This window comes from Mesorhizobium sp. B2-6-2, assembly GCF_006440615.1.
In the GTDB taxonomy this organism is placed as follows: domain Bacteria; phylum Pseudomonadota; class Alphaproteobacteria; order Rhizobiales; family Rhizobiaceae; genus Mesorhizobium.
Map to the genome: position 1 here is coordinate 1 of NZ_VFUG01000003.1, position 20,379 is coordinate 20,379.

Genomic DNA, 20,379 nt, shown 5'->3' on the forward strand with positions numbered 1-20,379 from the left:
CCACCGATCTCTGCACCATGCTTGGCGATCCGGCAGGCGATCATATCGGCACCGTCGAGCATCTGATGGCCACGGTGTTCGGTCTCGGCATAGACAACCTGATCATCGAGATCGACGGTTCGGAAGTCCCCATTCTCGACGGCAGCGCCATGGCCTTCGTCGAGGCCATCGACCAAGCCGGCATCGAGACGCTGGCGGTGAGGCGTCGCTACATCCGTGTCGTCAAGCCGGTGCGCGTGGAAGCCGGCGCGTCCTGGGCGGAGTTCCGCCCCTATGACGGCACGCGGTTCGAGGTCGAGATCGATTTCGAGAGCCCGGCGATCGGCCGCCAGCAATTCGCCTCCGACATCAATCCCGACATCTTCCGCCGCGACATCGCGCGCGCTCGCACATTCGGCTTCATGAAGGACGTCGAGAGGCTTTGGGCCGCCGGCTACGCGCTCGGCTCGTCGCTCGAAAACTCGCTTGTCATCGGCGACGACAATCGCGTCATCAATGTCGGCGGGCTGCGCTATCCCAACGAGTTCGCCCGCCACAAGACGCTCGACGCGATGGGCGATCTGGCGCTGGCCGGCGCGCGCTTCATCGGCTGCTTTCGCTCCTATCGCGGCGGCCACCGGATGAATGCCTCGGCATTGCGCCGGCTGCTTTCCGACCGGACGGCCTTCGAGATCGTCGAGACGAGACGTCGCGAGCGCGGCCGCGTCGCCGAGATGATCGCCGTCAGCGGGCCGGTCTACGCGCCCTGGGTGATCTGATTCTTAACCGTTTTCTGGCTTTGTGGTCAGGCTTGTGTTGCATGGCTGCATCACAGGGCCGTCAAAACGCGCGGCTTTGGCCATCGCGTCGGCCTGCCACAAAAATGTGCGATTGGCCGGACATAGCGTTGCCGGGCAAGGGGATAATGGTTTATGGCTTCGGCCCGGGACCGAAACGACGCCGAAGGGGCGGAATCCAAACATGTTTTTTTCGCGAGTTGGTCAATCGGTAACGCCGCGTCGGGGTGTTTTGCTGGCGCTGTCGGTGGTTGCTCCCGCGCTCGTGCTGTCGGCCTGCATGTCCTCCGAGAAGGATGTCAACCTGGCGACCTATGTCGACCAGACCGAGCCGGCCGACGTTCTCTACAACCAGGGCCTGGCCAACATGAATGCCGGCCGCCTCGATGAGGCGAGCAAGAAGTTCGACGCGGTCGACCGCCAGCATCCCTATTCCGAATTCGCGCGCAAATCGATGGTGATGGGCGCTTTCGCCGACTACCGCGCCGGCAATTACGACGAGGCGATCGGTTCGGCCAAGCGCTACCTGACCCTCTATCCCTCGACAGACGACGCGGCTTACGCGCAGTACATCATCGGCCTCTCCTACTATCGGCAGATCAAGGACGTCACCCAGGACCAGAAGGAAGCGCGCCAGACCATCCAGACCATGCAGGATCTGGTGACGCGCTGGCCGAACTCCGAATATGTCGGCGACGCCAAGGACAAGATCCGCTTCGCCAGCGACCAGCTCGCCGGCAAGGAGATGCAGGTCGGCCGCTACTATCTCGAGCGCCGCGAATACATCGCCGCCGTGAAGCGTTTCCGCACCGTGGTCGAGAACTATTCCAATACCCGCCATGTCGAGGAGGCGCTCGCGCGCCTGACCGAGTCCTACTATGCGATGGGCCTGACCTCGGAAGCACAGACGGCCGCGGCGGTGCTTGGTCACAATTATCCGGACAGCCCGTGGTACAAGGATTCCTACAAGCTCCTGCAGAGCAACGGGCTTGAACCCCGCGAAAATGCCGGATCGTGGATTTCCAAGGCCGGGAAGCTGATCACCGGCGCCTGAAGCTTGCGATGCTGTCCAGACTGTCGATCCGCGATATCGTCCTGATCGAGAAGCTGGACATCGACTTCCTGCCTGGGCTTTCGGTGCTGACCGGCGAAACCGGCGCCGGCAAATCCATCCTGCTCGATGCGTTGTCGCTGGCGCTTGGCGCGCGCGGCGATGCCTCGCTCGTCCGCCATGGCGTCGCGCAAGGCCAGGTCATTGCCGTGTTCGACGTGCCGCGCAACCATCCGGCACGCGCGTTGCTCGCGGGAAACGACATCGAGGACGATGGCGACATCATCCTGCGCCGCGTGCAGACCGCCGATGGCCGAACCCGCGTCTTCGTCAACGACCAGCCCTCCAGCGTCACCCTGATGCGCGATGTCGGCCGCGCCCTGGTCGAGATCCATGGCCAGCATGACGAGCGGGCGCTGGTCGATCCCGGCGCGCATCGCGAATTGCTGGACAGTTTCGGCGGCCATCTGGGCGCCGTGCGCGGCACGGGCGAAGCCTGGCGGTACTGGCGAAACTGCGAGCAGGAGCTTTCCCGGCATCGCGCCAAGGTCGAGGCGGCGGCGCGCGAAGCCGATTATCTGCGCGCTTCCGCGGCCGAGCTCGCAAGACTCGACCCGCAACCGGGCGAGGAAACGGAGCTTGCGGAATTGCGCGCGACGATGATGCGCGTCGAAAAGATCGCCGCCGAAATCCATGATGCGCAGGATGTGCTGTCGGGGCCGTCCTCGCCCTTGCCGCAGCTCGCCAGCCTGTTGCGGCGGCTGCAGCGCAAGTCCAGCGAAGCGCCCGGCCTGCTCGACGACGTGGTGAAATCGCTCGACGAAGCGATGATGTCGCTCGACGCCGCGCAGTCCGGCGTGGAAGCAGCGCTTCGCGCCACCGAATATGATCCGCAGCGTCTGGAGAAGGCGGAAGAGCGTCTGTTTGCGCTGCGCGCCGCCTCGCGCAAGCACAGTGTCGCGGTCGACGATCTGGCGCAGCTGCGCGACACGATGGTGGCCGATCTTGCCGATCTCGATGCCGGCGAGGAGCGGCTGCACGCGCTGGCCAAGCAGGCCGCCGCGGCGCGCGAGGCCTACGATATTTCCGCGGCGCAGCTGTCGTCGCTGCGCCATGCGGCGGCGGCGGGCCTGACCAAGGCTGTCATGGCGGAACTGCCGGCGCTCAAGCTCGAACGGGCCGAGTTTATCGTCGAGATGGGAAGCGATGCCGAAAGCCGCATGGAAGAAGGCATCGACCAGGTCGAATTCTGGGTGCGCACCAATCCAGGCACGCGGCCGGGACCGATGATGAAGGTCGCTTCCGGCGGTGAGCTCTCGCGCTTCCTTTTGGCGCTGAAGGTGGCGCTGGCCGATCGCGGCTCGGCGCCGACCCTGGTGTTCGACGAGATCGACACCGGCGTCGGCGGCGCGGTGGCCGACGCCATCGGCCAGCGGTTGGCGCGGCTGTCGAAGCGGGTGCAAGTGCTTTCGGTCACGCATGCGCCGCAGGTTGCGGCACGCGCCGCCACGCATTTCCTGATCTCGAAATCCGGCGGCAAGGACCGTGTCGCCACCGGCATTGCCGAAATGGACCGCGCCGCGCGCCAGGAGGAAATCGCGCGGATGCTGGCCGGCGCCACCATCACCGACGAAGCGCGCGCGGCAGCGGAGCGGTTGCTGCGCGAGAACACCGCGGCGGCTTAAGATTTCCGGTAGTGGGTCAGTTTGAAATCACCCCGTCATGCGGTCGGCGACGGAGGCCGCAAGATAGCTTGGGCCAGAAGTGATTTGACAGTAGGCCATCCCGAGCGCCGAGTCCTTCTGTGCGCATTCGCGCACGTTCGATGGGAGGAGACCCGATCATGGAAGAGATTAATCGTCGATCTGCACTGGCGATCGGTTTAGCGTCAGCTGCGGCAACGCCTCTTTTCGCTTTGGCGTCGCCCGCAAGAGCCGCAGAGATCGTCCCGAAATATAGCCCAAATGACGGTACGGAGATCGCCCCCGGCGTTCGCATAGTGGAAGTAGGCACTTGGCCGTCGGATATGACAGGCGTCAAAAGCGTTCAGATACTCGATGCCGTATTCCAACCCGGGGCTACAGACAAAGAATCCGTGATGGACAACGACATGGTCTGTTTTATCACTTCCGGTGAGTTCACCATAAAGAAGACGAACCCCGACAAGGAATTTACCGTGAAGAAAGGGGAGTACTATACCTGCGGCAAAGGCAAGACCGACCATGCCACGAACATAAGCAAAGAAGTCGGGATTCACCGGATCACCGTGCTGATACCCGCCTGAAAGGTTATTTACTTGGGCCACCGAACGTTTAAGTGGCCCTTCCTCTTTTTACCACTTCATCACCAAGCGCGCTTCTTATACGGACCGCGAACCGGCGGCCTCTCGGCCTCCTTCGCCTCGATAAGCGCAACGATGTCGCCGATTTCCCGAAGCTTGTCGGTGACGCCAGCGGCCATTGCCGGGGGTTCATCCGCAGAGAAGCATGAATGCGGACGAAATAATATCACATGAAGTGCAGCGCAACCGCGTTGGCGTGAGCTTCGACCTTCTTTGAAAAGCCGTTGGTCAGGCGCCTGAAGCGGCGCATGCGCATCCGCATGGTAAGGTTCTGCCGATCCGCAAAAGACGTGCTGACGTGCTTGGCATCGGGATTGCCTTCGATGGTGAAGCGGCCCTTGGCGCTATCTGGCGACGTGGCGGCGCGACAGATCGTCCGTGAAAGCCGTCGCGCATTTCACTGTCGCGCCCGCCGACCAAGCCACGACATGACCAGCTTGGTGTCGGCATCGATGGCGGTCCACGTCCAAGTGTCGCCCGCGCCTTCCGGGGCAGCCTTGGCCGTCGCGACGTTCTTCTGCTTGGCGCAGGTGAACGACCAGATTTCCGTATGCTGGCAGGGAGAGTCAGCAGATGGCTGCATCCCGCTGTTCAGCAATGATTTCTTCGCAATCCGACTCCCTCGCGGCGAATCCTGATTTATAGTGGCCCGCCATAATTCGAGGACCGCGTTTCATGTCGGAAAAACCCGTCGATTCGTTGAGCGAAGGCGAAGCCGCGGATGAGCTGAAGCAACTGGCGGCGGAGATAGCCGAGCATGACCGGCGTTATCACACCGAGGACGCGCCGACGATCACCGATGCCGAGTACGATGCGCTGCGCCGGCGCAACCTCGCCATCGAAGAGCGCTTCCCCGATCTCGTGCGCGAGGATTCGCCGACGCGGCGGGTGGGCGCCCCGCCCGCGGAGGGCTTTACCAAGGTGCGGCACGCGGTGCCGATGCTGAGCCTCGCCAAGGCCTATACCGACCGGGACGTCGCCGATTTCATCGAGCGCGGAAGGCGCTTCTTCGACCGCGACAAGGACCTCGACATCGCCTTCACCGCCGAACCGAAGATCGACGGGCTGTCGGCCTCGCTGCGCTACGAGAGCGGCGTGTTCGTGCAGGGCGCGACGCGTGGCGACGGCACGGTCGGCGAGGACATCACCGCCAATCTGAAGACGATTGCCGACATCCCGAAGAAGCTGCAGGGTTCGGGCTGGCCGGAAATCATCGAGGTCCGCGGCGAGGTCTACATGACCTATGCCGAATTCGAAGCTTTGAAGCAGCGTTCAGCGGCGGTCGGCGGCCAGGACTACGTCAATCCGCGCAACACGGCTGCAGGGTCGCTGCGCCAGAAGGATCCATCGGTCACCGCCAGCCGCAATCTGAAATTCTTTGCCTATGCCTGGGGCTATACGACAGCGGACCCCGCACCGACGCAGTTCGATTCCGTACAGAAGTTCAAGGAATGGGGCTTCAAGGTCAGCCCGCTGATGGTGCGGGCGAAGTCGATCGACGACCTGATCGCGCATTACCACCGCATCGAGGAACAGCGGTCCTCGCTCGGCTACGACATAGACGGCGTCGTCTACAAGGTCGACCAGCTCGAGCTGCAGCGCCGCTGGGGTTTCGTCACCGGCGAGCCGCGCTGGGCGGTCGCCCATAAATTCCCGGCCGAGCAGGCGATGACGACGGTCGAGAGGATCGACATCCAGGTCGGCCGTACCGGCACGCTGGCGCCCGTGGCGCGGCTAGCGCCGGTCACGGTCGGCGGCGTGGTGGTCGAGAATGTCACGCTGCACAATGAAGACTACATCAAGGGTTTCGACAGCAACGGCCAGCCGATCCGCGACGGCATCGACGTGCGCATCGGCGACACGGTGGTCATCCAGCGGGCAGGGGATGTCATCCCGCAGATCGTCAGCGTCGTCATCGACAAGCGGCCAGCCAATGCAGTGCCTTACGAATTCCCGCATACCTGCCCGGTCTGCGGCTCGCCGGCGACGCGCGAGATCAACGAGAAGACAGGCAAGGAGGATTCGCGCCGGCGCTGCACCGGCGAGATGATCTGCGCCGCGCAGGCGGTCGAAAGGCTGCGTCACTTCGTGTCGCGCGGCGCGCTCGACATCGAAGGCCTCGGTGCCGAAAACATCGACCTGTTCTTCAATTCGGGGCTGGTGAAGACCGCCGCCGATATCTTCACGCTGAAGGACCGAAGGCTCGCCGTCACTAGGGCGCTGGCCGAGCGACGCGAGGAGCAGGCGAGGCTGCGCGAGGAAGCCTCGGGCAAGGCGCGCAAGAACGTGCGCAGCGTCGAGGAGCGCAATTATGAAGGTCTCGACAAGCTGTTTTCGGCCATCGACGCACGCCGCGAGCCGGAGCTCGACCGTTTCATCTTCGCGCTCGGCATCCGCCATATCGGCGAGACCACGGCGGCCGTGCTTGCCCGCCAATTCTCGACCATCGAGGAACTGATCCGTGTCGGCAAGGAGACGGCGAAAGCGGAGGATCCGCACAGCGTCTTCCCGTCGATCAACGGCATCGGCGATACGGTGATCAACGCGTTGCGCGACTTCTTCGGCAATGAGCGCAATGACGATGTGCTGGACGCCTTGCTGGCGCAGGTTCATCCGAAGCCTTATGTCGTGGAAATCTCGGCCGGCAGCGAAGTCTCGGGCAAGACGGTGGTGTTCACCGGCTCGCTGGAAAAGATGACGCGTTCGGAAGCCAAGGCGATGGCGGAGCGGCTCGGCGCCAAGGTCGCGGGCTCGGTTTCGGCCAAGACCGACCTGGTGGTGGCGGGTCCTGGCGCCGGCTCGAAGCTGAAAGTCGCGAGCGACCTCGGCATCGAGGTGATCGACGAGGATACCTGGCTGCAGCGCATCGGCAGGGCGGGTTGATGGCGGGCGCGTTCAAGGGTTTTGGGCCGAAGGCCATTCCGTTCCTGAAGGCGCTCGACTTCCACCAGAGCCGCGAGTGGTTCCAGGAAAACCGCGACCTTTACGACAGCGAGCTGCACGGGCCGTTCTGCGATCTGGTCGAGACGCTCACAGAGCGTTTCGAGGCGGCCAAGCTCGGCTTGCGCGGCGACCGCAAGAAATCGCTGTTCCGCATCAATCGCGACGTGCGCTTTTCCAAGGACAAGCGGCCCTACAACCGGCATCTCTCGGCGATCCTGTCGCCCGACGGCACCAAGATGGAGCAGGGGGTCTTCTATGTGCATATCGGTCTGGAGCGCTGCTTTGCCGGTGTGGCCTGGTGGCAGCCGGCGCCTGAACTGCTGCAGGCGATGCGCAAGGCGATCGTGACCAAGCCGGCCGCGTTCCGCGGCATGGTCGCATCGCTCAAGAAGGCCGGCCTCGCGCTCGATGCGGAAGACCGCCTGAAGCGGGCGCCACGCGGTTTCGAGGATGTCGGCGACGAGGATCTCGCCGAGGCGGTGCGCAACCGGCATTTCGTGGTCCGGCACGACATCGATCCGGCGACGATCCATTCGCCGGCGCTGGTCGACGATCTCGTCGGCTTCACGCTTGGCGCCAAGCCGTTGCTTGACTGGGGCCGGGCGATCCAGGGGACGGCCGTCGCGGCCTGACGCCGCCTTCGGCTGTCGCCGGGCTTACATCCGCATCAAGAGGCCGCCGTCGACGGCAAGCTCGATGCCGGTGATATAGCTCGCAGCGTCCGAGAGCAGGAAGAGCGCGGCGTTTGCCATGTCCTGCGGCGTGCCGATGCGGCCGAGCGGCGTATAATTCGCCACGGCGGCGCGCTTTTCTTCAGTGTCCCAGCGCGCCTGCAGCGGCGTCAGCGCCATGCCGGGGCAGATCGCGTTGGAGCGGATGCCGTCGCCGGCAAGCTGCATGGCGAGCGACTTCGACAGCGCGCAGACGCCTGCCTTCGAGGCCTGATAGGCATCCTGCGGCTTCGGGTCGCCGCGATACCATTGAATGGTCGAGAAATGCACCATGGCGCCGCCGCGGCCGCCGGCGCGCATCTGCGGAACGACCGCGCGTGCGGTGTGCACGAAGGATTTCAAATTGATGTTGAAGACCTGATCCCAGACCTCCAGATCCATTTCGAGCGCCGATTTGTCGCGACCGAACCACAATACGCCGGCGACATTGGCGAGATAATCGATGCCGCCGCGCTCGCGGCCCGCCGCACCGATGGTCCGCTCCACGAAGGCCGCGTCGGTCAAATCGCCCTGGGCGAAGGTGAGCCGGTCGTCGTACGAGGCGAGGGAGGCCGGACGCGGCTTGATGTCGATGGCGGTGACGGAGGCGCCGGCATCGAGCAGCGCCAGCGCGATCGCTTCGCCCATCCCGCCGCCGGCTCCGGTGACGACCGCATGCCGGCCCGTGAAATCATAGACGACCATTCATTTCCCCTCGGTTTTTGCTGCAAGGCGCGGCGCTATCTCTGCGCCAAGGCGCGATCGTTCGACAATAGGGGCGGGCAAAAAATCCCATCCGATGCCAGGCAGGCGTCGCACATCAGGGACTTCGAATGGCAGCGCTATTTCGTCAGCTGAGCAGTGGAGAACTTCCAACGCTTTGCAACGCCGGCGATCAGTTCCGCTGATCATTGGGTCAGGCGAATTGGTGTGACATTGAAAGCGACGCTCCCTAAATGAAACCGCTCTTAACGCGCGTCGCGCTGAACGAATCCAGGCGACGCGCTTTAAGTCTTTTTGTTGATGCATGTCGTTGTCCCAGAACCGCTGCGCACTTCTGGGCGACATGCACGAGGAGCGGTGCATGGCAGCGGAAGCAATCTCCGAGGGCAGAACGGGAAGCGATTTCTGGGACGGCGTTCGGTTGAGCATGCCGGTCGTCGTCGCCTCCGCGCCGTTCGCGATCCTGTTCGGCACGATCGCCGTCGACAATGGGTTTTCCGTCCTCGAAGCCTTCCTGATGAGCGCTATGATCTATGGCGGCGCCAGCCAGATGGTCGGCATCGAGCTGTTCGGCCAGCATGTCGCGCCATGGCTGATCGTGCTGTCGATCTTTGCGGTGAATTTCCGCCACGTGCTCTATTCGGCCGGCATCGGCCGGCGCATCGCGCATTGGCCGCTGCTGCAGCAGGCGCTCGGCTATTTTATCCTGACGGATCCGCAATTCGCCATCGCCGAGGCAAGGGCCGAGTCCGGCCGTCCCGTCGGCTTCGTCTGGTATCTGGGGCTCGGCCTGCCGGTCTATGTGTTCTGGGTGGTCGAAAGCGGATTGGGCGCGGTGTTCGGCAAGCTGATCCCGGACACGCATGCGCTGGGCATCGATTTCCTTTTGCCGATCTATTTCCTCGGCCTGGTGCTCGGCTTCCGCAAGCGGCCGCTCTGGGCGCCCGTCGTCGCCGCCAGCGCCGTCGCCTCGATCATCGCCTATCGAACCGTGGGCTCACCCTGGCATATCTCGATCGGCGCAGTCGCCGGCATCCTCCTGGCGGTGATCCTGCCGCCGCATCACAGCGGCGTGGGCAAGCGGCCATGAGCACAACCTTCTGGATCATCCTGGCCGGCGCCGCCGCCACCTATCTGACCCGCGTCGGCGGCCACCTCGTCATCTCGCGCTTCGAGACCATCCATCCGCGCGTCGAAGCCGGCCTCAACGCTGTGCCTGCCGCCGTGCTGACGACCTTGGTGGCGCCCGAGCTATTGCATGCCGGGCCCGCTGAGTGGGCTGCGCTGATCGTCACCGTGCTGGTGTCGCTGCGCGGCGGCCTGATGGCGATGTTCTTGGCCGGCGCGGCTGTGCTGATTCTGGCACGCCAGTTTGTGGGTTAGGACTCTGCCAGCGCGATCGTTTCGGATCGTCGGCACTGCCCCTCATTGCCCTGCCGGGCATTTCTCCCCGTAAACGGAGAGAAAGACGCTCACCTCAAATCTTCGCGTCATGCGGCAGCGGCGCGGTGGCTATCTCCAGCCAGGCCAGCGTCTCGCCGTCGACCGTCGGGCCGATCTCGGCCAGCACCCGGGCGTGATAGCGGTCGAGCCACTGCAACTCGTCCCGGTGCAGCAGATCGGTGCGGATGAGCCGCTTGTCGATCGGCGCCAGCGTCAGCGTCTCGAAGCCGTGCATGGCGATGTCGCCGCCTTCGATCTGTTCCGCCGGCGTGACCAGGATCAGGTTCTCGATGCGGATGCCGTAGGCGCCTTCCTTGTAGTAGCCCGGTTCGTTCGACAGCATCATGCCGGCCAGCAGCTTTTCTGTGCCGGTGCGGGCGATGCGCTGCGGCCCTTCATGCACGGCGAGATAGGAGCCGACTCCGTGGCCGGTGCCGTGGGCGAAGTCGCAGCCATGCTTCCACAGCGCCACGCGGGCAACGGCGTCGATCTCCGAACCGCGCGTGCCGGCGGGGAAACGCAGCGTCGAGATGCCGATCATGCCCTTCAGCACGAGGGTGAAGCGCTCGCGCATCTCCTCGCTCGGCTGGCCGATCGGCACGGTGCGGGTGATGTCGGTGGTGCCATCCTGATACTGGCCGCCGGAATCGAGCAGGAACAGCTCGCCGCTCTCAAGCTTGCGGCTGGTGGCGCGCGAGACGCGATAGTGCATGATCGCGCCGTTCGGGCCGGCGCCGGAAATCGTGTCGAAGGAAACGTCGCGCAGCGGCATCTGCGTTCCCTCGCCGGTCTGCCGGCGCACCTCCTCCAGCTTGGTGACGACGGCGATCTCGTCGAGTGAGCCAGGCGGTTGGCGGTCGAGCCAGCACAGCAGCCTGGCGACCGCGGCGCCGTCGCGGCGATGCGCGGCGCGGCTGCCGGCGATCTCGGCCTGGTTCTTGGTCGCGCGCGGAATACGCGCCGGGTCGGCGGCCAGGACGACCGTGCCGCCATTGTCCTCGACCAGCATGCGGAGCTTCTCCGCCGCCAGCACCGGATCGAGCGCGATTTTCGCGCCGTCCTTGGCGAGCGCGACGATGGCGGCTTCGAACTCGCCCGGGTCATGCGGATCGGCAAGCTGGGTGAGATAGGCCGCGACCTGGCGCGGGAATTTGCGCTGGTCCATGAACAGCTGATGCTTGCCGTCGGCGGCGAGGATGGCGAAGCCGAGCGCCAGCGGCGTATGCGGCACGTCGCCGCCCCGGATGTTGAAGGCCCAGGCAATCGAGGAAGGATCGGTCAGGACCGCATGGGTGGCGCCTTCCTTTTCGATCGCGCCTGCCAGCCGTTTGAGCTTGTCCTTGGCTAGCTCGCCGGCGAGGTTTTGCGGATGGATCTCGACAGGCGCGCGGGGCGGTTCCGGCTGATCCGTCCAGATGATGTCGATGGGATTCCTGTCGAGCGGCACCAATGTCGCGCCGGATTGCTCGGCCGATGCCTTCAGCGCCTTGATCTCACCAATCGTGTGCAGCCAGGGGTCGAAGCCGAGCCTTGCGCCCTTGCCGAGATTGTCCTTGATCCAGCTCGCCGGCGGATTGTCGATGAGGCTTTCGACGGTGAAGATCGAAAGATCGACCTCGCCCCGCACCTGCAGCGTGTAGCGGCCGTCGACGAAGATGAAGGCGCGGTCGCGCAGCACGATGGCGACGCCGGCCGAACCCGAAAAACCGGTCAGCCACTTCAGCCGCGCCGAGCGGTCGGCGACGTATTCGCCCTGGTGCTCGTCCGCGCGGGGAACAAGGAAGCCATCCAAACCATTCTCAGCCAGCCATTGCCGCAGCAGCGCCACACGCGGCTTACCGACGGCAGGATCACCAGCGGAATCAAAGGTCTGGAACATTTTTGGCCTCTCGTCGATGCTTGTTGCGAGCGTAGCGCATGACCCCGGAAATCGGAATCGATTTCGGCAGGGCCAGATCGGCTGGATGCGACCCGGCCTCAGTGCTTGAGGTGGATGGTCACCCAGCCCTCGCGATGCAAGGTGCGCACGTGGCGGAAGGCCTGGCCGACATAGGCCGAGATCACCGCGTCGCGCTGCCGGTCGAGGATGCCGGAGAGCACCAGCGAACCGCCGAGGCTGATGTGCTTGGCCATTTCGGGCGCGAGCCGCATCAGCGGCCGGGCCAGGATGTTGGCGACGATGAGGTCGAAAGGCGCGCGCCTGGCGAAGATCGGATGATGGAAGCCGGGCGCCGTCACCGTCTCGACCAGCGCCTTGACGTGGTTGAGGCGGGCATTGGCGGCGGCGACGCGGACGGCGACCGGATCGATATCGGTCGCCAGCACCGGGATATGCGCGAGCTTGGCCAGCGCAATCGCAAGCACGGCGCTGCCGGTGCCGAGGTCCAGCGCATTGCGCGGCCGCTCGCGCAGCACCACCTGCTCCAGCACTTCGAGGCAGCCGGCGGTGGTGCCGTGATGGCCGGTACCGAAGGCAAGGCCCGCCTCGATCTCGATGGCGAGGTCGCCACTGCGTCGCTTGGCCCGGTCGTGCGAGCCGTGGACGAAGAAGCGTCCGGCGCGGACCGGCTTCAAGCCTTCCAGCGAGCGCGACACCCAGTCGACGTCGGGAAGGACCTCACGCTCGACAGGCTTCGGCAGGCCGAGACCGGCTAGGACATCCCTGACCCGCGCCTCGACGGGATCGACCTCGCCATCGGCATAGAGCGACACTTCGTGGATATCTTTTTCCTCGTCGAGCTCCAGCACGGCGATCGGCAGGCCGTCATCCTCGAAGGCGGCGTCCAGCGCGGCAAAGATGCGGTCGGCCTCAAGCTTGTTGGCGGTGAAGTGGAGCCTAGTCTGGCCCATCAGGTCTGCCCACCCGCAGCCAGCCGCTTCAGCTTGGCTATCGCGGTGTCGGCGCTCTCCCCATAGGCGATGGTGCCGGCGAAATCGCCCTTGGCGTTGAGCAGCAGCACCGAGGCCGTATGGTCCATCGTGTAGTCGCCGTCGCCGGTGTCGACCTTCTTCCAATAGATACCGAAGGCCTTGGCCATGGCGTGCACCTTGTCCGGATCGCCGGTGATGCCGGTGATCCGGTCGGAGAAGTTGCTGACATAGGTGTTCATCGTCTCCGGCGTGTCGCGTTCCGGATCGACGGTGACGAAATAGGCGTTGAGGTCCTTGCCGCTGTCGCCCATCGTCTTCAGCCAGCCGGCGAGCTCAAACAGTGTCGTCGGGCAGACTTCAGGGCAATGGGTGAAGCCGAAGAACACGACGCTGGGGTGTCCCCTGAAGGCAGCTTCGGTGATCGGCGCGCCTTTCTGGTCGACCAGCGTGAAGGGCGCGCCGAAGGGCTCGCCGCCATAGTGGCCCCGATACCAGTCGAATGTCAGCCAGCCGATGCCCGCCGCCATCAGGACGAGAATGCCGACCAGGATTGAGCGCATCATCAGTGAATGTCCGTTGCTTTGGCTGGAAGCCAGTTTGGCGACAGTCTTAGCGGGTCGGCGCCGGGCGCGCAAAGATGTCGCGTTGCCGCAAGCCGCCGGGCAGGCCGATCGGCTTGCAAACGCCACGATCCTGTCCCACCTGACATCGGCAAACGTGAACCGAGGAGGCTTCCTTGCGAAAACTGATCGGCTTGTTCGCCGCCTGTCTTGCCCTGAGCGCCGGCGCGGCCATGGCTGACGAAGTGGGTAAAGTGGGTGTCGACTGGGTCGGCAACGACATCATGGTCGACGCGATCAAGGACCCGAAGGTCGACGGCGTCACCTGCCATGTCGCCTATTTCGACCGCAGCATCATCGACCGGCTGCATAAGGGCAACTGGTTCGAGGATCCTTCCGATTCGTCGATCTCCTGCCGCCAGACCGGGCCGATCACGATCGGCGACATCGATATGGGCGAGAGCGGCGAGGAGGTGTTCAAGCAGGGCCTCAGCCTGATTTGGAAAAAGCAGGTGGTGAACCGCATCTACGACAAGAAGAACGAGACGCTGATCTATCTGTCGCACTCGCGCCAGGTGCAGAACGGCTCGGCGAAGATGTCGGTCACCACCGTGCCGCTTTACGGCCAGAACGTGGTGTGGTCCAAGGGCAAGCCGCAATAGGCGATAGGCTTGGCGGGGGCAGGCCGCGCTTGCGGGGCCGTCCCCGCCGGCGTAAAGCCCCCTCATGGACCGTCCCGAAAACCTCGTCCTCAAGGATCCCGAGCCGCGCATCCATCCGACCGCGGAGCTGAAGGCATGCAAGCTCGGCCGCTATGCCTCGATCGGCGAGCGGGTGACCCTGCGCGAGGTGAGCGTCGGCGATTTTTCCTATTTCGAACGCCATTGCGAGGCGATCTACACGACGATCGGCAAGTTCTGCTCGATCGCTGCGAACAGCCGCATCAACGCGCTAGAGCATCCGATCGAGCGGCTGACGCAGCACAAGGTCAGCTACCGGCCGAACGAGTATTTTCGCTGGCTGGGCGTCGACACCGAGTTCCGCGCGCGGCGCCAGGCAAAATCGGTCAGCATCGGCCATGATGTCTGGATCGGCCACGGCGCGGTGATCATGCCGGGTGTCGCGATCGGCAACGGCGCGATCATCGGCGCCAATGCGGTGGTGACACACGATGTCGCGCCCTACACGATCGTAGCAGGCGTTCCGGCAAAGCCGCTGCGCCAGCGGTTCTCGGCCACCGTCGCGGCGCGCATCGAAGCCCTCGCCTGGTGGGACTGGGCGCCCGAGAAACTGGCGAGCGCAATCCCCGACATGCAGGCCATGCCGATCGAAGCCTTTCTCGATCGTTGGGAAGAAACGCTCACTGACACGGGCAGAACGCCGTCGAGCACATGACCGGCGCTGTCTGACCGGTCCCCTTCCGGGAATCAAATGCCCCTTCCGCCATGCGGGGGTGGCGCAGCGGAAGGGGCTGGAGGTAAACCGCCGTGAAGCGGAAGGAACAGGCTTTCGGCCTGCAACCGCACTATGACAGACAATCGGATAAGGTGTTTCTTCGCGCGCCCGCGCTTTCTGCGTGTATACGATTGTGCTGAGCGAAAACGAAAGTTCAGTTCCTGGGAACCGGAGAAGGCGGCAGCTTGTTTCTTCGCAAATGCTTGAGCATCCACGGTCCAGGGAATTACATGATCGAGAAGGTTTTTACGAGGATAGCCAACCATGTGGCCCATCTGGCGGGTCTGCCGCCCACCTTTGCCGTCTGTGTGCTGATCGTGGTTATGTGGGCGTCGAGTGGACCGTTCTTCGGGTTCTCGGACACCTGGCAACTGGTCATCAACACCGGCACCACCATTGTCACCTTCCTGATGGTGTTCCTGATCCAGAACACGCAGAATCGCGACGGCGCGGCGATCCAGGCCAAGCTGGACGAGCTGATCAGGGTCAGCCGGGCCCACAACCGTTTCATCGGCATCGAGCACCTGACGGAAACGGAGGTCGAGGAAATCCGCGCCAAATGCGAGGCGGCGGCAAAACGACATGACCGCGAGATCGCCGAAAAGGCGGCCGACAAGGCCGTAGCCAGAAAGAACGCTACCAGGCATGCGCCCAAGGCCGCCGGCGCGGTCACAAAGAAGACCGGGAAGAACGGCCCCAAGAAGAAAGCGGCGGCTTGAGACTGCCGTCAGCGATTCATGAAGGCCGCGAAGGCCTCCTTATGGTCGGGATGCCAGCGCGACAGGGCAGGGCGGTTCTCGATGACGTCGCCGATCGCCCAGGCCATGCGTTTTTCATCCGTCGGCCGCGCCACCTCGTTGTCGGGGCACAGGATGTAGAAGTCGTCGTCGATCAGCGATGCCAGCATGAAGTCGATCACCTGTTCGCCGGTCCAGGCGCCGGCGGGCTTTTCCGTCGCGCCTTCGGTCAGGCCGGTATAGGTGAAGCCCGGGATCAGCAGATGGGCCGACACCTTGGCTCCCGGCTCGTTGCGCAGCGCATGCGCCAGCCCTTCGGTAAAAGTCTTCACGCCGGCCTTGGAGACGTTGTAGGCGAGGTTGCCGGGCGGCGTGGTGATGCCCTGCTTGGACCCGGTGTTGATGATCAGGCCCGGCTTTCCGGCGGCGAGCATGCGCGGCGCGAAGGCTTCGACGCCGTGCACGACGCCCCAGAAATTGATGTCCAGGAGCCGCTTCCAGGCATCGCGGTTCTCCCACGGTTTGCCCGGATTGTTGCCGACGCCGGCATTGTTCATCAGCACCGACACCGCGCCGAAGGCGCCGTAAGCGAGGTCCGCCAGCCGGTCGACCTCTTCCGCCCTGGAGACATCGGTCGGGATCGGGAGGACGGCATCCTCGCCGGCGATCGCGGCGACCGCCTGCTTCGCCTGGTCGAGGCGCATGCCGCCGATGTCGGCAAGCACCACCTTCATGCCCATTGCCACGAACCGTTTTGCGGCGGCAAGGCCGATGCCGCTGGCGCCGCCGGTGACGACGGCGACATTGCCGGAGGCGAAGGCGGGCAGGGCGGTCTGGATCTGGGCGTCGCTGGTCATGATTTCCATCCTTGTTCGGGTCGGGCCGAACTTAACGCCGGGCGCCGCCGAGGCAAGGCCGGTTAGTCCCATCATTGACGGTAAGACCCGCAACGGGTTGGCGGCAATAGCCGCAACGGGTTGACGGCAAGAGCCGCAACGGGTTGACCATCGCAGCGCTCGCCGCGCATGTTGTCCCAAAAAAGGAGTTCGGCATTTGACCGACTGGATCGGAATCCTGAAGGAGCAAACCGTCAACGGCGACCAGATGAGCCGCGAGGTGCCGAAGATGCTCGCCAATCCCGACATCAGCGAGACGCAGGTGAAGACGCTGTTTGCGGCGCTGGAGGAGCAGGCGGATTTCGCCGAGAAGCTAAGGCTGGCGCTGGAGAAATTCGGCCATGACTTTCCGATCATCAAGGCGGCCGAGAGGCTGGAGGAGCGCTATGCCGACCTTGCCGCCTCGGCGGCGGAAAAGCTGAAAACGATGCGGAAGTAAGCGTTATTTCTCGACCAACCGTTCGAAGCGCTTGTCCGGCACGAACCAGATGGTCGCTACAAGCACATAGATCGCCACGCTGATCCACTGGTTGAGGAAGCTGAGCAGGACGGCGGCGATGTAGAGCGCCAGCGAGATCTTGCCTTTGTTGTCACGGCCGACGGCCTTGGCAAAGGTCGTGTCGGCGCCGTGCAGATGGCGTAGCTTGAGGACCAGGATAGTGTAGGCGACGGCGCAAAGCGCGAGGTCGATGCCATAGACGGCGACCGGTACGGGCGCGAAGTGATTCTCTCCCATGAACGCGGTGGTCACCGGCATCAGCGACAGCCAGAACAAAAGGTTCAGGTTGGCCCACAGCACGCGTCCGTCGACGCGCTGCACGGTGTGAAACATGTTGTGCAGGTTGTTCCAGTAGATGCCGATATTGATGAAGGACAGCACATAGCAGAAGAAGACCGGCCACAGCGGCAGAAGCGCTGAGAAATCTTCGCCGTGCGGTACTTTCAGCTCCAGCACCATGATGGTGATGATGATGGCGACGACGCCATCGGTGAATGCCTCGACCCGTCCCTTGCCCATGGTTCCTCCTCGTCGGCCGACAAAAGCTACGCGAGGATTTCGCACAAGACCATCCTGTCAGGATTGTCAGGAGGACATTCGGTGGCTGGAACAGCGCCATTATATAGGCGTTGGGCTTGCAACCCCCGGAGGTTGTCATGACCAGCTACGCTCAAACCATGACGCGTGACAATGAGCTTGGCGGCGGCGCCGCAATGGCCGTCGTCGCCGCCATGATCGCAGCGCTTTTTGCCGGCAGCACTGCGCTGACGCCGCTTTATGTGATCTACAAGCAGGCCTTCGGCTTCTCGCAGGTCACGCTGACGCTGGTGTATGCCGTCTATGTGGTCGGCAATCTGGCGGCGTTACTGTTGTTCGGCCGCCTGTCGGATGTCGTCGGCCGCCGCCCCGCCGCGCTAGCGGCAATGGGCGTTGCCGTGGTCAGCGCGTTGTTTTTCCTCTTCGCCGAAAACCTCGCCTGGCTCGACATCGCCCGCATCCTCAGCGGGCTCGGCATCGGTGTCGGCGCAGGGGCGGGCTCCGCCTGGCTGGCCGAGCTGATCGAGGGCAAGGACAAGTCACGCGCCGCCGTCATCGCCACCAGCACCAACTTTGTCGGTCTCGGAGCCGGCGCGCTCATGTCGGGGCTGCTCGCCCAATATGCGCCCTGGCCGCTCAGGCTGACATTCGCCGTCTATCTTGTCCTGCTTGCGCTGGTGACCCTGCTGATCTGGCGCACCCGGGAAACCGTCTCCCGGCCTGGACGGTTTTCCGAGGTCTCGCTGCGGCCGCGGCTTTCGGTTCCGGACAACATCCGCGCGCAGTTCGTGGCGCCGGCGGTGACCGGCTTCGGCGCCATGGCGCTGGTCGGCTTCTACGCGGCGCTGGCGCCGAGCATCCTGGCGCAGCAGCTGCATGTGACCAATCATGCCGAAGCCGGCGGGCTTTTCTTCGAGCTGTCGATTGTGGCGGCCATCACCATCGTCGCCACCACATGGCTCTCCAGCCGCTCCACCATGCTTGCCGCGTTGGTGCTGATGATCCCGACCGTGGCGCTGATCGTGGCGGCGCAGGTCTATGCCTCGATGGCGCTGATGATCGCCGCGACGGCGGTCTGCGGCGTGGCGGCGGCGCTCGGCTATCGCGGCGGCCTGCAAGTGGTGAATCAGATCGCGCCCGCCGACCGCCGCGCCGAGGTGGTCTCGGCCTTCTTCATCTGTTGCTTCTGCGGCAACGCCCTGCCGGTGATCGGCATCGGCATCTTGTCGAGCCTGGCAAACGCAACCATCGCAAGCCTGGCCTTTGCCGGCATGATCGTCGTCTTTTCGCTGGTGGCGCTTGGCTTCGGCGCCAAATACGCGCGGTAGCGGATTTTCACGTTTTCCTGTCGTCGCGGATTTTAGCCGTTCGGCGTCTCCGACAGGAGCTGCGCGCGCTGGCGCGGCACGCCGAGGCCGGTGTCGGGCGGCTCGCCGGCGGCCGGCCGGTCCTCGATCATGTGCATCGTGCGCCAGCGGCCGAAGCGGTAATAGGCGGCGGCGAGCGCCAGCGAGGCGACCGAACCTGCCGGAAAGCTCCACCACAGCGCCTCCTGGCCGATGACGCTGCGCATGGAATAGGCAAAGCCGGTGCGAATGATCAACACCGAGATGATCAGGATAATCAGCGGCGGCATGACGGCGCCGGTCGCGCGCACCGTGGCGAACAGCACGATCGTGATGCCGAACAGGATGAACGACCATGACGCCACCTTGTTGATGTGGGCGGCAATGTCGATCGCGGCGCTGTCGGTGCTGAGGAAGAGGCCGAGCACCGCGCGATCGAAGACGAAAAGCAGCGCCACCAGCGCGCCGGTCAGCACCAGGTTGAAACCGACGCCTGAGGCTGCGACCCTGCCGATGCGGTCCCAGCGCCCGGCGCCGACATTCTGCGCCGCCATCGAGGAGACGGCGGCGCCGATCGCCAGAGCCGGCATCTGGATATAGGTCCAGAGCTGCGCGGCGATGCCGTAGGCGGCGGCGACCTGGGAGCCGTAGGAATTGACGATGCCCATCACGGTGAGCGCCGCGGCCGAGATGACGATCATCTGCAGCCCCATCGGAATGCCCTTGGAGACGACGATGCGCAGCAATGTCGGGTCGGGCCGCAGCAGTGCGAGATCGCTGCCCGCCAGCCGCAGCGGATGTTTGCGCACATAAAGCACGATCAGGATGGCAACCACGCTCACGGTCTGGCCTATGAGCGTCGATGTCGCCGAGCCGGCAATGCCGAGCTCGGGGAAGGGGCCGATGCCGCGGATCAGCAGCGGATTGAGCACGACGTCGAGCACGACCGCCAGCGCCATGAAGACGAACGGGGTTCGCGAGTCGCCGGCGCCGCGCAGCACGGTCATGACGAAGGATAAAAGGTTCATCATCGGCACGGCGACGAAGATGATGCGCAAATAGGCGCGCGCCAAAGGCAAGGCATCGGCCGGCGTGCCGAGCCCGGTCAGGATAGCGTCGACCCAGATCCAGCCGCAGACGGCGAACACCACCGAGACGAGAAAGAAGAAGGTGGCGCTGGTGCCGACGATGCGCTTCGCCTCGGGCAGGTCGTGGGCGCCGACCGATTGCGCCACCAGGATGGTCGCCGCCATGCCGATGCCGAAGACGGTGCCGAGGATGAGGAACAGCACCAGATTGGCGTTGGAGGTCGCCGTCAGCGCCGCCTCGCCGAGGAAGCGGCCGACCCAGACCGCATTGATCGAGCCGTTGAGCGACTGCAACACGTTGGAGCCCAGCACCGGCAGCGCGAACAGCAGCAGCGTGCGCGGAATGGGGCCGCTGGTCAGGTCGCCGGTCCGCCGGCGGGTTGGCTGTTTGTCATCCATGTTG

Annotated in this window: 20 protein-coding genes and 1 pseudogene; 13 read left to right on the top strand and 8 right to left on the bottom strand. The window is 64.4% G+C overall.

Annotated elements, in window-relative coordinates; all coding sequences use genetic code 11:
* The 4 genes from lpxC to FJ419_RS08075 form a co-directional block, all read left to right on the top strand.
* Nucleotides 1-758: UDP-3-O-acyl-N-acetylglucosamine deacetylase (lpxC, locus tag FJ419_RS08060; protein ID WP_140689354.1), on the top strand; the 758-nt coding region annotated here is incomplete at its 5' end.
* A 202-nt stretch (nt 759-960) separates the two neighbouring features.
* A complete protein-coding gene (locus tag FJ419_RS08065) occupies nt 961-1,830 on the top strand; it encodes an outer membrane protein assembly factor BamD (RefSeq protein ID WP_095769002.1) in 870 nt (289 codons plus the stop codon).
* An 8-nt stretch (nt 1,831-1,838) separates the two neighbouring features.
* A complete protein-coding gene (gene recN, locus FJ419_RS08070) occupies nt 1,839-3,512 on the top strand; it encodes a DNA repair protein RecN (RefSeq protein ID WP_140689356.1) in 1,674 nt (557 codons plus the stop codon).
* 158 nt (nt 3,513-3,670) lie between these two features.
* A complete protein-coding gene (locus FJ419_RS08075) occupies nt 3,671-4,111 on the top strand; it encodes a hypothetical protein (RefSeq protein ID WP_140689360.1) in 441 nt (146 codons plus the stop codon).
* A gap of 59 nt (nt 4,112-4,170) precedes the next feature.
* On the opposite strand, the pseudogene FJ419_RS31115 reads toward FJ419_RS08075, so the two are convergent.
* Nucleotides 4,171-4,715 (bottom strand): annotated as a pseudogene (locus FJ419_RS31115) (IS1 family transposase); the annotation flags it as partial.
* A gap of 128 nt (nt 4,716-4,843) precedes the next feature.
* On the opposite strand from FJ419_RS31115, the gene ligA reads away from it, so the two are divergent.
* Nucleotides 4,844-7,051, top strand: coding sequence for an NAD-dependent DNA ligase LigA (ligA, locus tag FJ419_RS08090; RefSeq protein ID WP_140689376.1), 2,208 nt, complete (start codon nt 4,844-4,846; stop codon nt 7,049-7,051).
* On the top strand, nt 7,051-7,743 hold the full coding sequence (locus tag FJ419_RS08095; protein WP_140689386.1) for a TIGR02453 family protein: 693 nt from the start codon (nt 7,051-7,053) through the stop codon (nt 7,741-7,743). Before ligA ends, FJ419_RS08095 begins: the two co-directional genes overlap by 1 nt.
* A gap of 24 nt (nt 7,744-7,767) precedes the next feature.
* On the opposite strand, the gene FJ419_RS08100 is transcribed toward FJ419_RS08095, so the two are convergent.
* Complete coding sequence (locus FJ419_RS08100; RefSeq protein WP_140689395.1) at nt 7,768-8,526, bottom strand: SDR family oxidoreductase; 759 nt, start codon at nt 8,524-8,526, stop codon at nt 7,768-7,770.
* Between the two features lie 379 nt (nt 8,527-8,905).
* Between FJ419_RS08100 and FJ419_RS08110 the strand changes: the two genes are divergently transcribed.
* Both FJ419_RS08110 and FJ419_RS08115 read left to right on the top strand, forming a co-directional pair.
* Nucleotides 8,906-9,634, top strand: coding sequence for an AzlC family ABC transporter permease (locus tag FJ419_RS08110; protein ID WP_140689401.1), 729 nt, complete (start codon nt 8,906-8,908; stop codon nt 9,632-9,634).
* A complete protein-coding gene (locus FJ419_RS08115; RefSeq protein WP_140689408.1) occupies nt 9,631-9,927 on the top strand; it encodes an AzlD family protein in 297 nt (98 codons plus the stop codon). Before FJ419_RS08110 ends, FJ419_RS08115 begins: the two co-directional genes overlap by 4 nt.
* A gap of 94 nt (nt 9,928-10,021) precedes the next feature.
* Here the strand turns inward: FJ419_RS08115 and FJ419_RS08120 are convergent, their stop codons facing one another.
* The 3 genes from FJ419_RS08120 to FJ419_RS08130 form a co-directional block, all read right to left on the bottom strand.
* The gene (locus FJ419_RS08120; protein WP_140689416.1) at nt 10,022-11,866 is read right to left on the bottom strand and encodes an aminopeptidase P family protein; all 1,845 of its coding nucleotides are present in this window, start codon (nt 11,864-11,866) and stop codon (nt 10,022-10,024) included.
* Between the two features lie 98 nt (nt 11,867-11,964).
* Nucleotides 11,965-12,837 carry a 50S ribosomal protein L11 methyltransferase gene (locus FJ419_RS08125; RefSeq protein WP_140689424.1) on the bottom strand — a complete coding sequence of 291 codons (873 nt, stop codon included), beginning with the start codon at nt 12,835-12,837 and terminating at the stop codon, nt 11,965-11,967.
* Nucleotides 12,837-13,421 (bottom strand): SCO family protein, encoded by a 585-nt coding sequence (locus FJ419_RS08130; protein ID WP_095769018.1) that lies wholly within the window; start codon nt 13,419-13,421, stop codon nt 12,837-12,839. Before FJ419_RS08130 ends, FJ419_RS08125 begins: the two co-directional genes overlap by 1 nt.
* A gap of 230 nt (nt 13,422-13,651) precedes the next feature.
* Between FJ419_RS08130 and FJ419_RS08135 the strand changes: the two genes are divergently transcribed.
* The 3 genes from FJ419_RS08135 (at nt 13,652) to FJ419_RS08145 (ending at nt 15,592) form a co-directional block, all read left to right on the top strand.
* Nucleotides 13,652-14,080: a CreA family protein gene (locus FJ419_RS08135; protein ID WP_246678066.1), complete on the top strand. Its 429-nt coding sequence runs from the start codon at nt 13,652-13,654 to the stop codon at nt 14,078-14,080.
* A 64-nt stretch (nt 14,081-14,144) separates the two neighbouring features.
* Entirely contained in the window at nt 14,145-14,813 is a 669-nt protein-coding gene (locus FJ419_RS08140; RefSeq protein ID WP_140689432.1) for a DapH/DapD/GlmU-related protein, read from the top strand.
* Between the two features lie 290 nt (nt 14,814-15,103).
* Complete coding sequence (locus FJ419_RS08145) at nt 15,104-15,592, top strand: low affinity iron permease family protein (RefSeq protein WP_181170645.1); 489 nt, start codon at nt 15,104-15,106, stop codon at nt 15,590-15,592.
* 8 nt (nt 15,593-15,600) lie between these two features.
* Here FJ419_RS08145 and FJ419_RS08150 read toward each other — a convergent pair whose 3' ends face one another.
* On the bottom strand, nt 15,601-16,467 hold the full coding sequence (locus FJ419_RS08150; protein ID WP_140689437.1) for an SDR family NAD(P)-dependent oxidoreductase: 867 nt from the start codon (nt 16,465-16,467) through the stop codon (nt 15,601-15,603).
* 196 nt (nt 16,468-16,663) lie between these two features.
* Between FJ419_RS08150 and FJ419_RS08155 the strand changes: the two genes are divergently transcribed.
* Entirely contained in the window at nt 16,664-16,945 is a 282-nt protein-coding gene (locus tag FJ419_RS08155) for a hypothetical protein (RefSeq protein WP_140543315.1), read from the top strand.
* 3 nt (nt 16,946-16,948) lie between these two features.
* Here the strand turns inward: FJ419_RS08155 and FJ419_RS08160 are convergent, their stop codons facing one another.
* The gene (locus FJ419_RS08160; protein ID WP_140689441.1) at nt 16,949-17,524 is read right to left on the bottom strand and encodes a TMEM175 family protein; all 576 of its coding nucleotides are present in this window, start codon (nt 17,522-17,524) and stop codon (nt 16,949-16,951) included.
* 137 nt (nt 17,525-17,661) lie between these two features.
* Between FJ419_RS08160 and FJ419_RS08165 the strand changes: the two genes are divergently transcribed.
* Entirely contained in the window at nt 17,662-18,870 is a 1,209-nt protein-coding gene (locus FJ419_RS08165) for an MFS transporter (protein ID WP_140689449.1), read from the top strand.
* Between the two features lie 32 nt (nt 18,871-18,902).
* Here FJ419_RS08165 and FJ419_RS08170 read toward each other — a convergent pair whose 3' ends face one another.
* Nucleotides 18,903-20,375 carry an MATE family efflux transporter gene (locus tag FJ419_RS08170; RefSeq protein WP_140689457.1) on the bottom strand — a complete coding sequence of 491 codons (1,473 nt, stop codon included), beginning with the start codon at nt 20,373-20,375 and terminating at the stop codon, nt 18,903-18,905.
* Nucleotides 20,376-20,379 lie beyond the last annotated feature (4 nt).

Bases quoted from the DNA above. Each gene is read 5' to 3' on its own strand.
- recN (WP_140689356.1), top strand. From the start codon at position 1,839: ATGCTGTCCAGACTGTCGATCCGCGATATCGTCCTGATCGAGAAGCTG.
- FJ419_RS08095 (WP_140689386.1), top strand. From the start codon at position 7,051: ATGGCGGGCGCGTTCAAGGGTTTTGGGCCGAAGGCCATTCCGTTCCTG.
- FJ419_RS08100 (WP_140689395.1), bottom strand. From the start codon at position 8,526: ATGGTCGTCTATGATTTCACGGGCCGGCATGCGGTCGTCACCGGAGCC.
- FJ419_RS08165 (WP_140689449.1), top strand. From the start codon at position 17,662: ATGACCAGCTACGCTCAAACCATGACGCGTGACAATGAGCTTGGCGGC.
- FJ419_RS08120 (WP_140689416.1), bottom strand. From the start codon at position 11,866: ATGTTCCAGACCTTTGATTCCGCTGGTGATCCTGCCGTCGGTAAGCCG.
- FJ419_RS08140 (WP_140689432.1), top strand. From the start codon at position 14,145: ATGGACCGTCCCGAAAACCTCGTCCTCAAGGATCCCGAGCCGCGCATC.
- FJ419_RS08065 (WP_095769002.1), top strand. From the start codon at position 961: ATGTTTTTTTCGCGAGTTGGTCAATCGGTAACGCCGCGTCGGGGTGTT.
- FJ419_RS08170 (WP_140689457.1), bottom strand. From the start codon at position 20,375: ATGGATGACAAACAGCCAACCCGCCGGCGGACCGGCGACCTGACCAGC.
- FJ419_RS08145 (WP_181170645.1), top strand. From the start codon at position 15,104: ATGATCGAGAAGGTTTTTACGAGGATAGCCAACCATGTGGCCCATCTG.
- FJ419_RS08110 (WP_140689401.1), top strand. From the start codon at position 8,906: ATGGCAGCGGAAGCAATCTCCGAGGGCAGAACGGGAAGCGATTTCTGG.
- FJ419_RS08135 (WP_246678066.1), top strand. From the start codon at position 13,652: ATGGCTGACGAAGTGGGTAAAGTGGGTGTCGACTGGGTCGGCAACGAC.
- FJ419_RS08150 (WP_140689437.1), bottom strand. From the start codon at position 16,467: ATGACCAGCGACGCCCAGATCCAGACCGCCCTGCCCGCCTTCGCCTCC.
- FJ419_RS08075 (WP_140689360.1), top strand. From the start codon at position 3,671: ATGGAAGAGATTAATCGTCGATCTGCACTGGCGATCGGTTTAGCGTCA.
- FJ419_RS08130 (WP_095769018.1), bottom strand. From the start codon at position 13,421: ATGATGCGCTCAATCCTGGTCGGCATTCTCGTCCTGATGGCGGCGGGC.
- FJ419_RS08125 (WP_140689424.1), bottom strand. From the start codon at position 12,837: ATGGGCCAGACTAGGCTCCACTTCACCGCCAACAAGCTTGAGGCCGAC.
- ligA (WP_140689376.1), top strand. From the start codon at position 4,844: ATGTCGGAAAAACCCGTCGATTCGTTGAGCGAAGGCGAAGCCGCGGAT.
- FJ419_RS08115 (WP_140689408.1), top strand. From the start codon at position 9,631: ATGAGCACAACCTTCTGGATCATCCTGGCCGGCGCCGCCGCCACCTAT.
- FJ419_RS08160 (WP_140689441.1), bottom strand. From the start codon at position 17,524: ATGGGCAAGGGACGGGTCGAGGCATTCACCGATGGCGTCGTCGCCATC.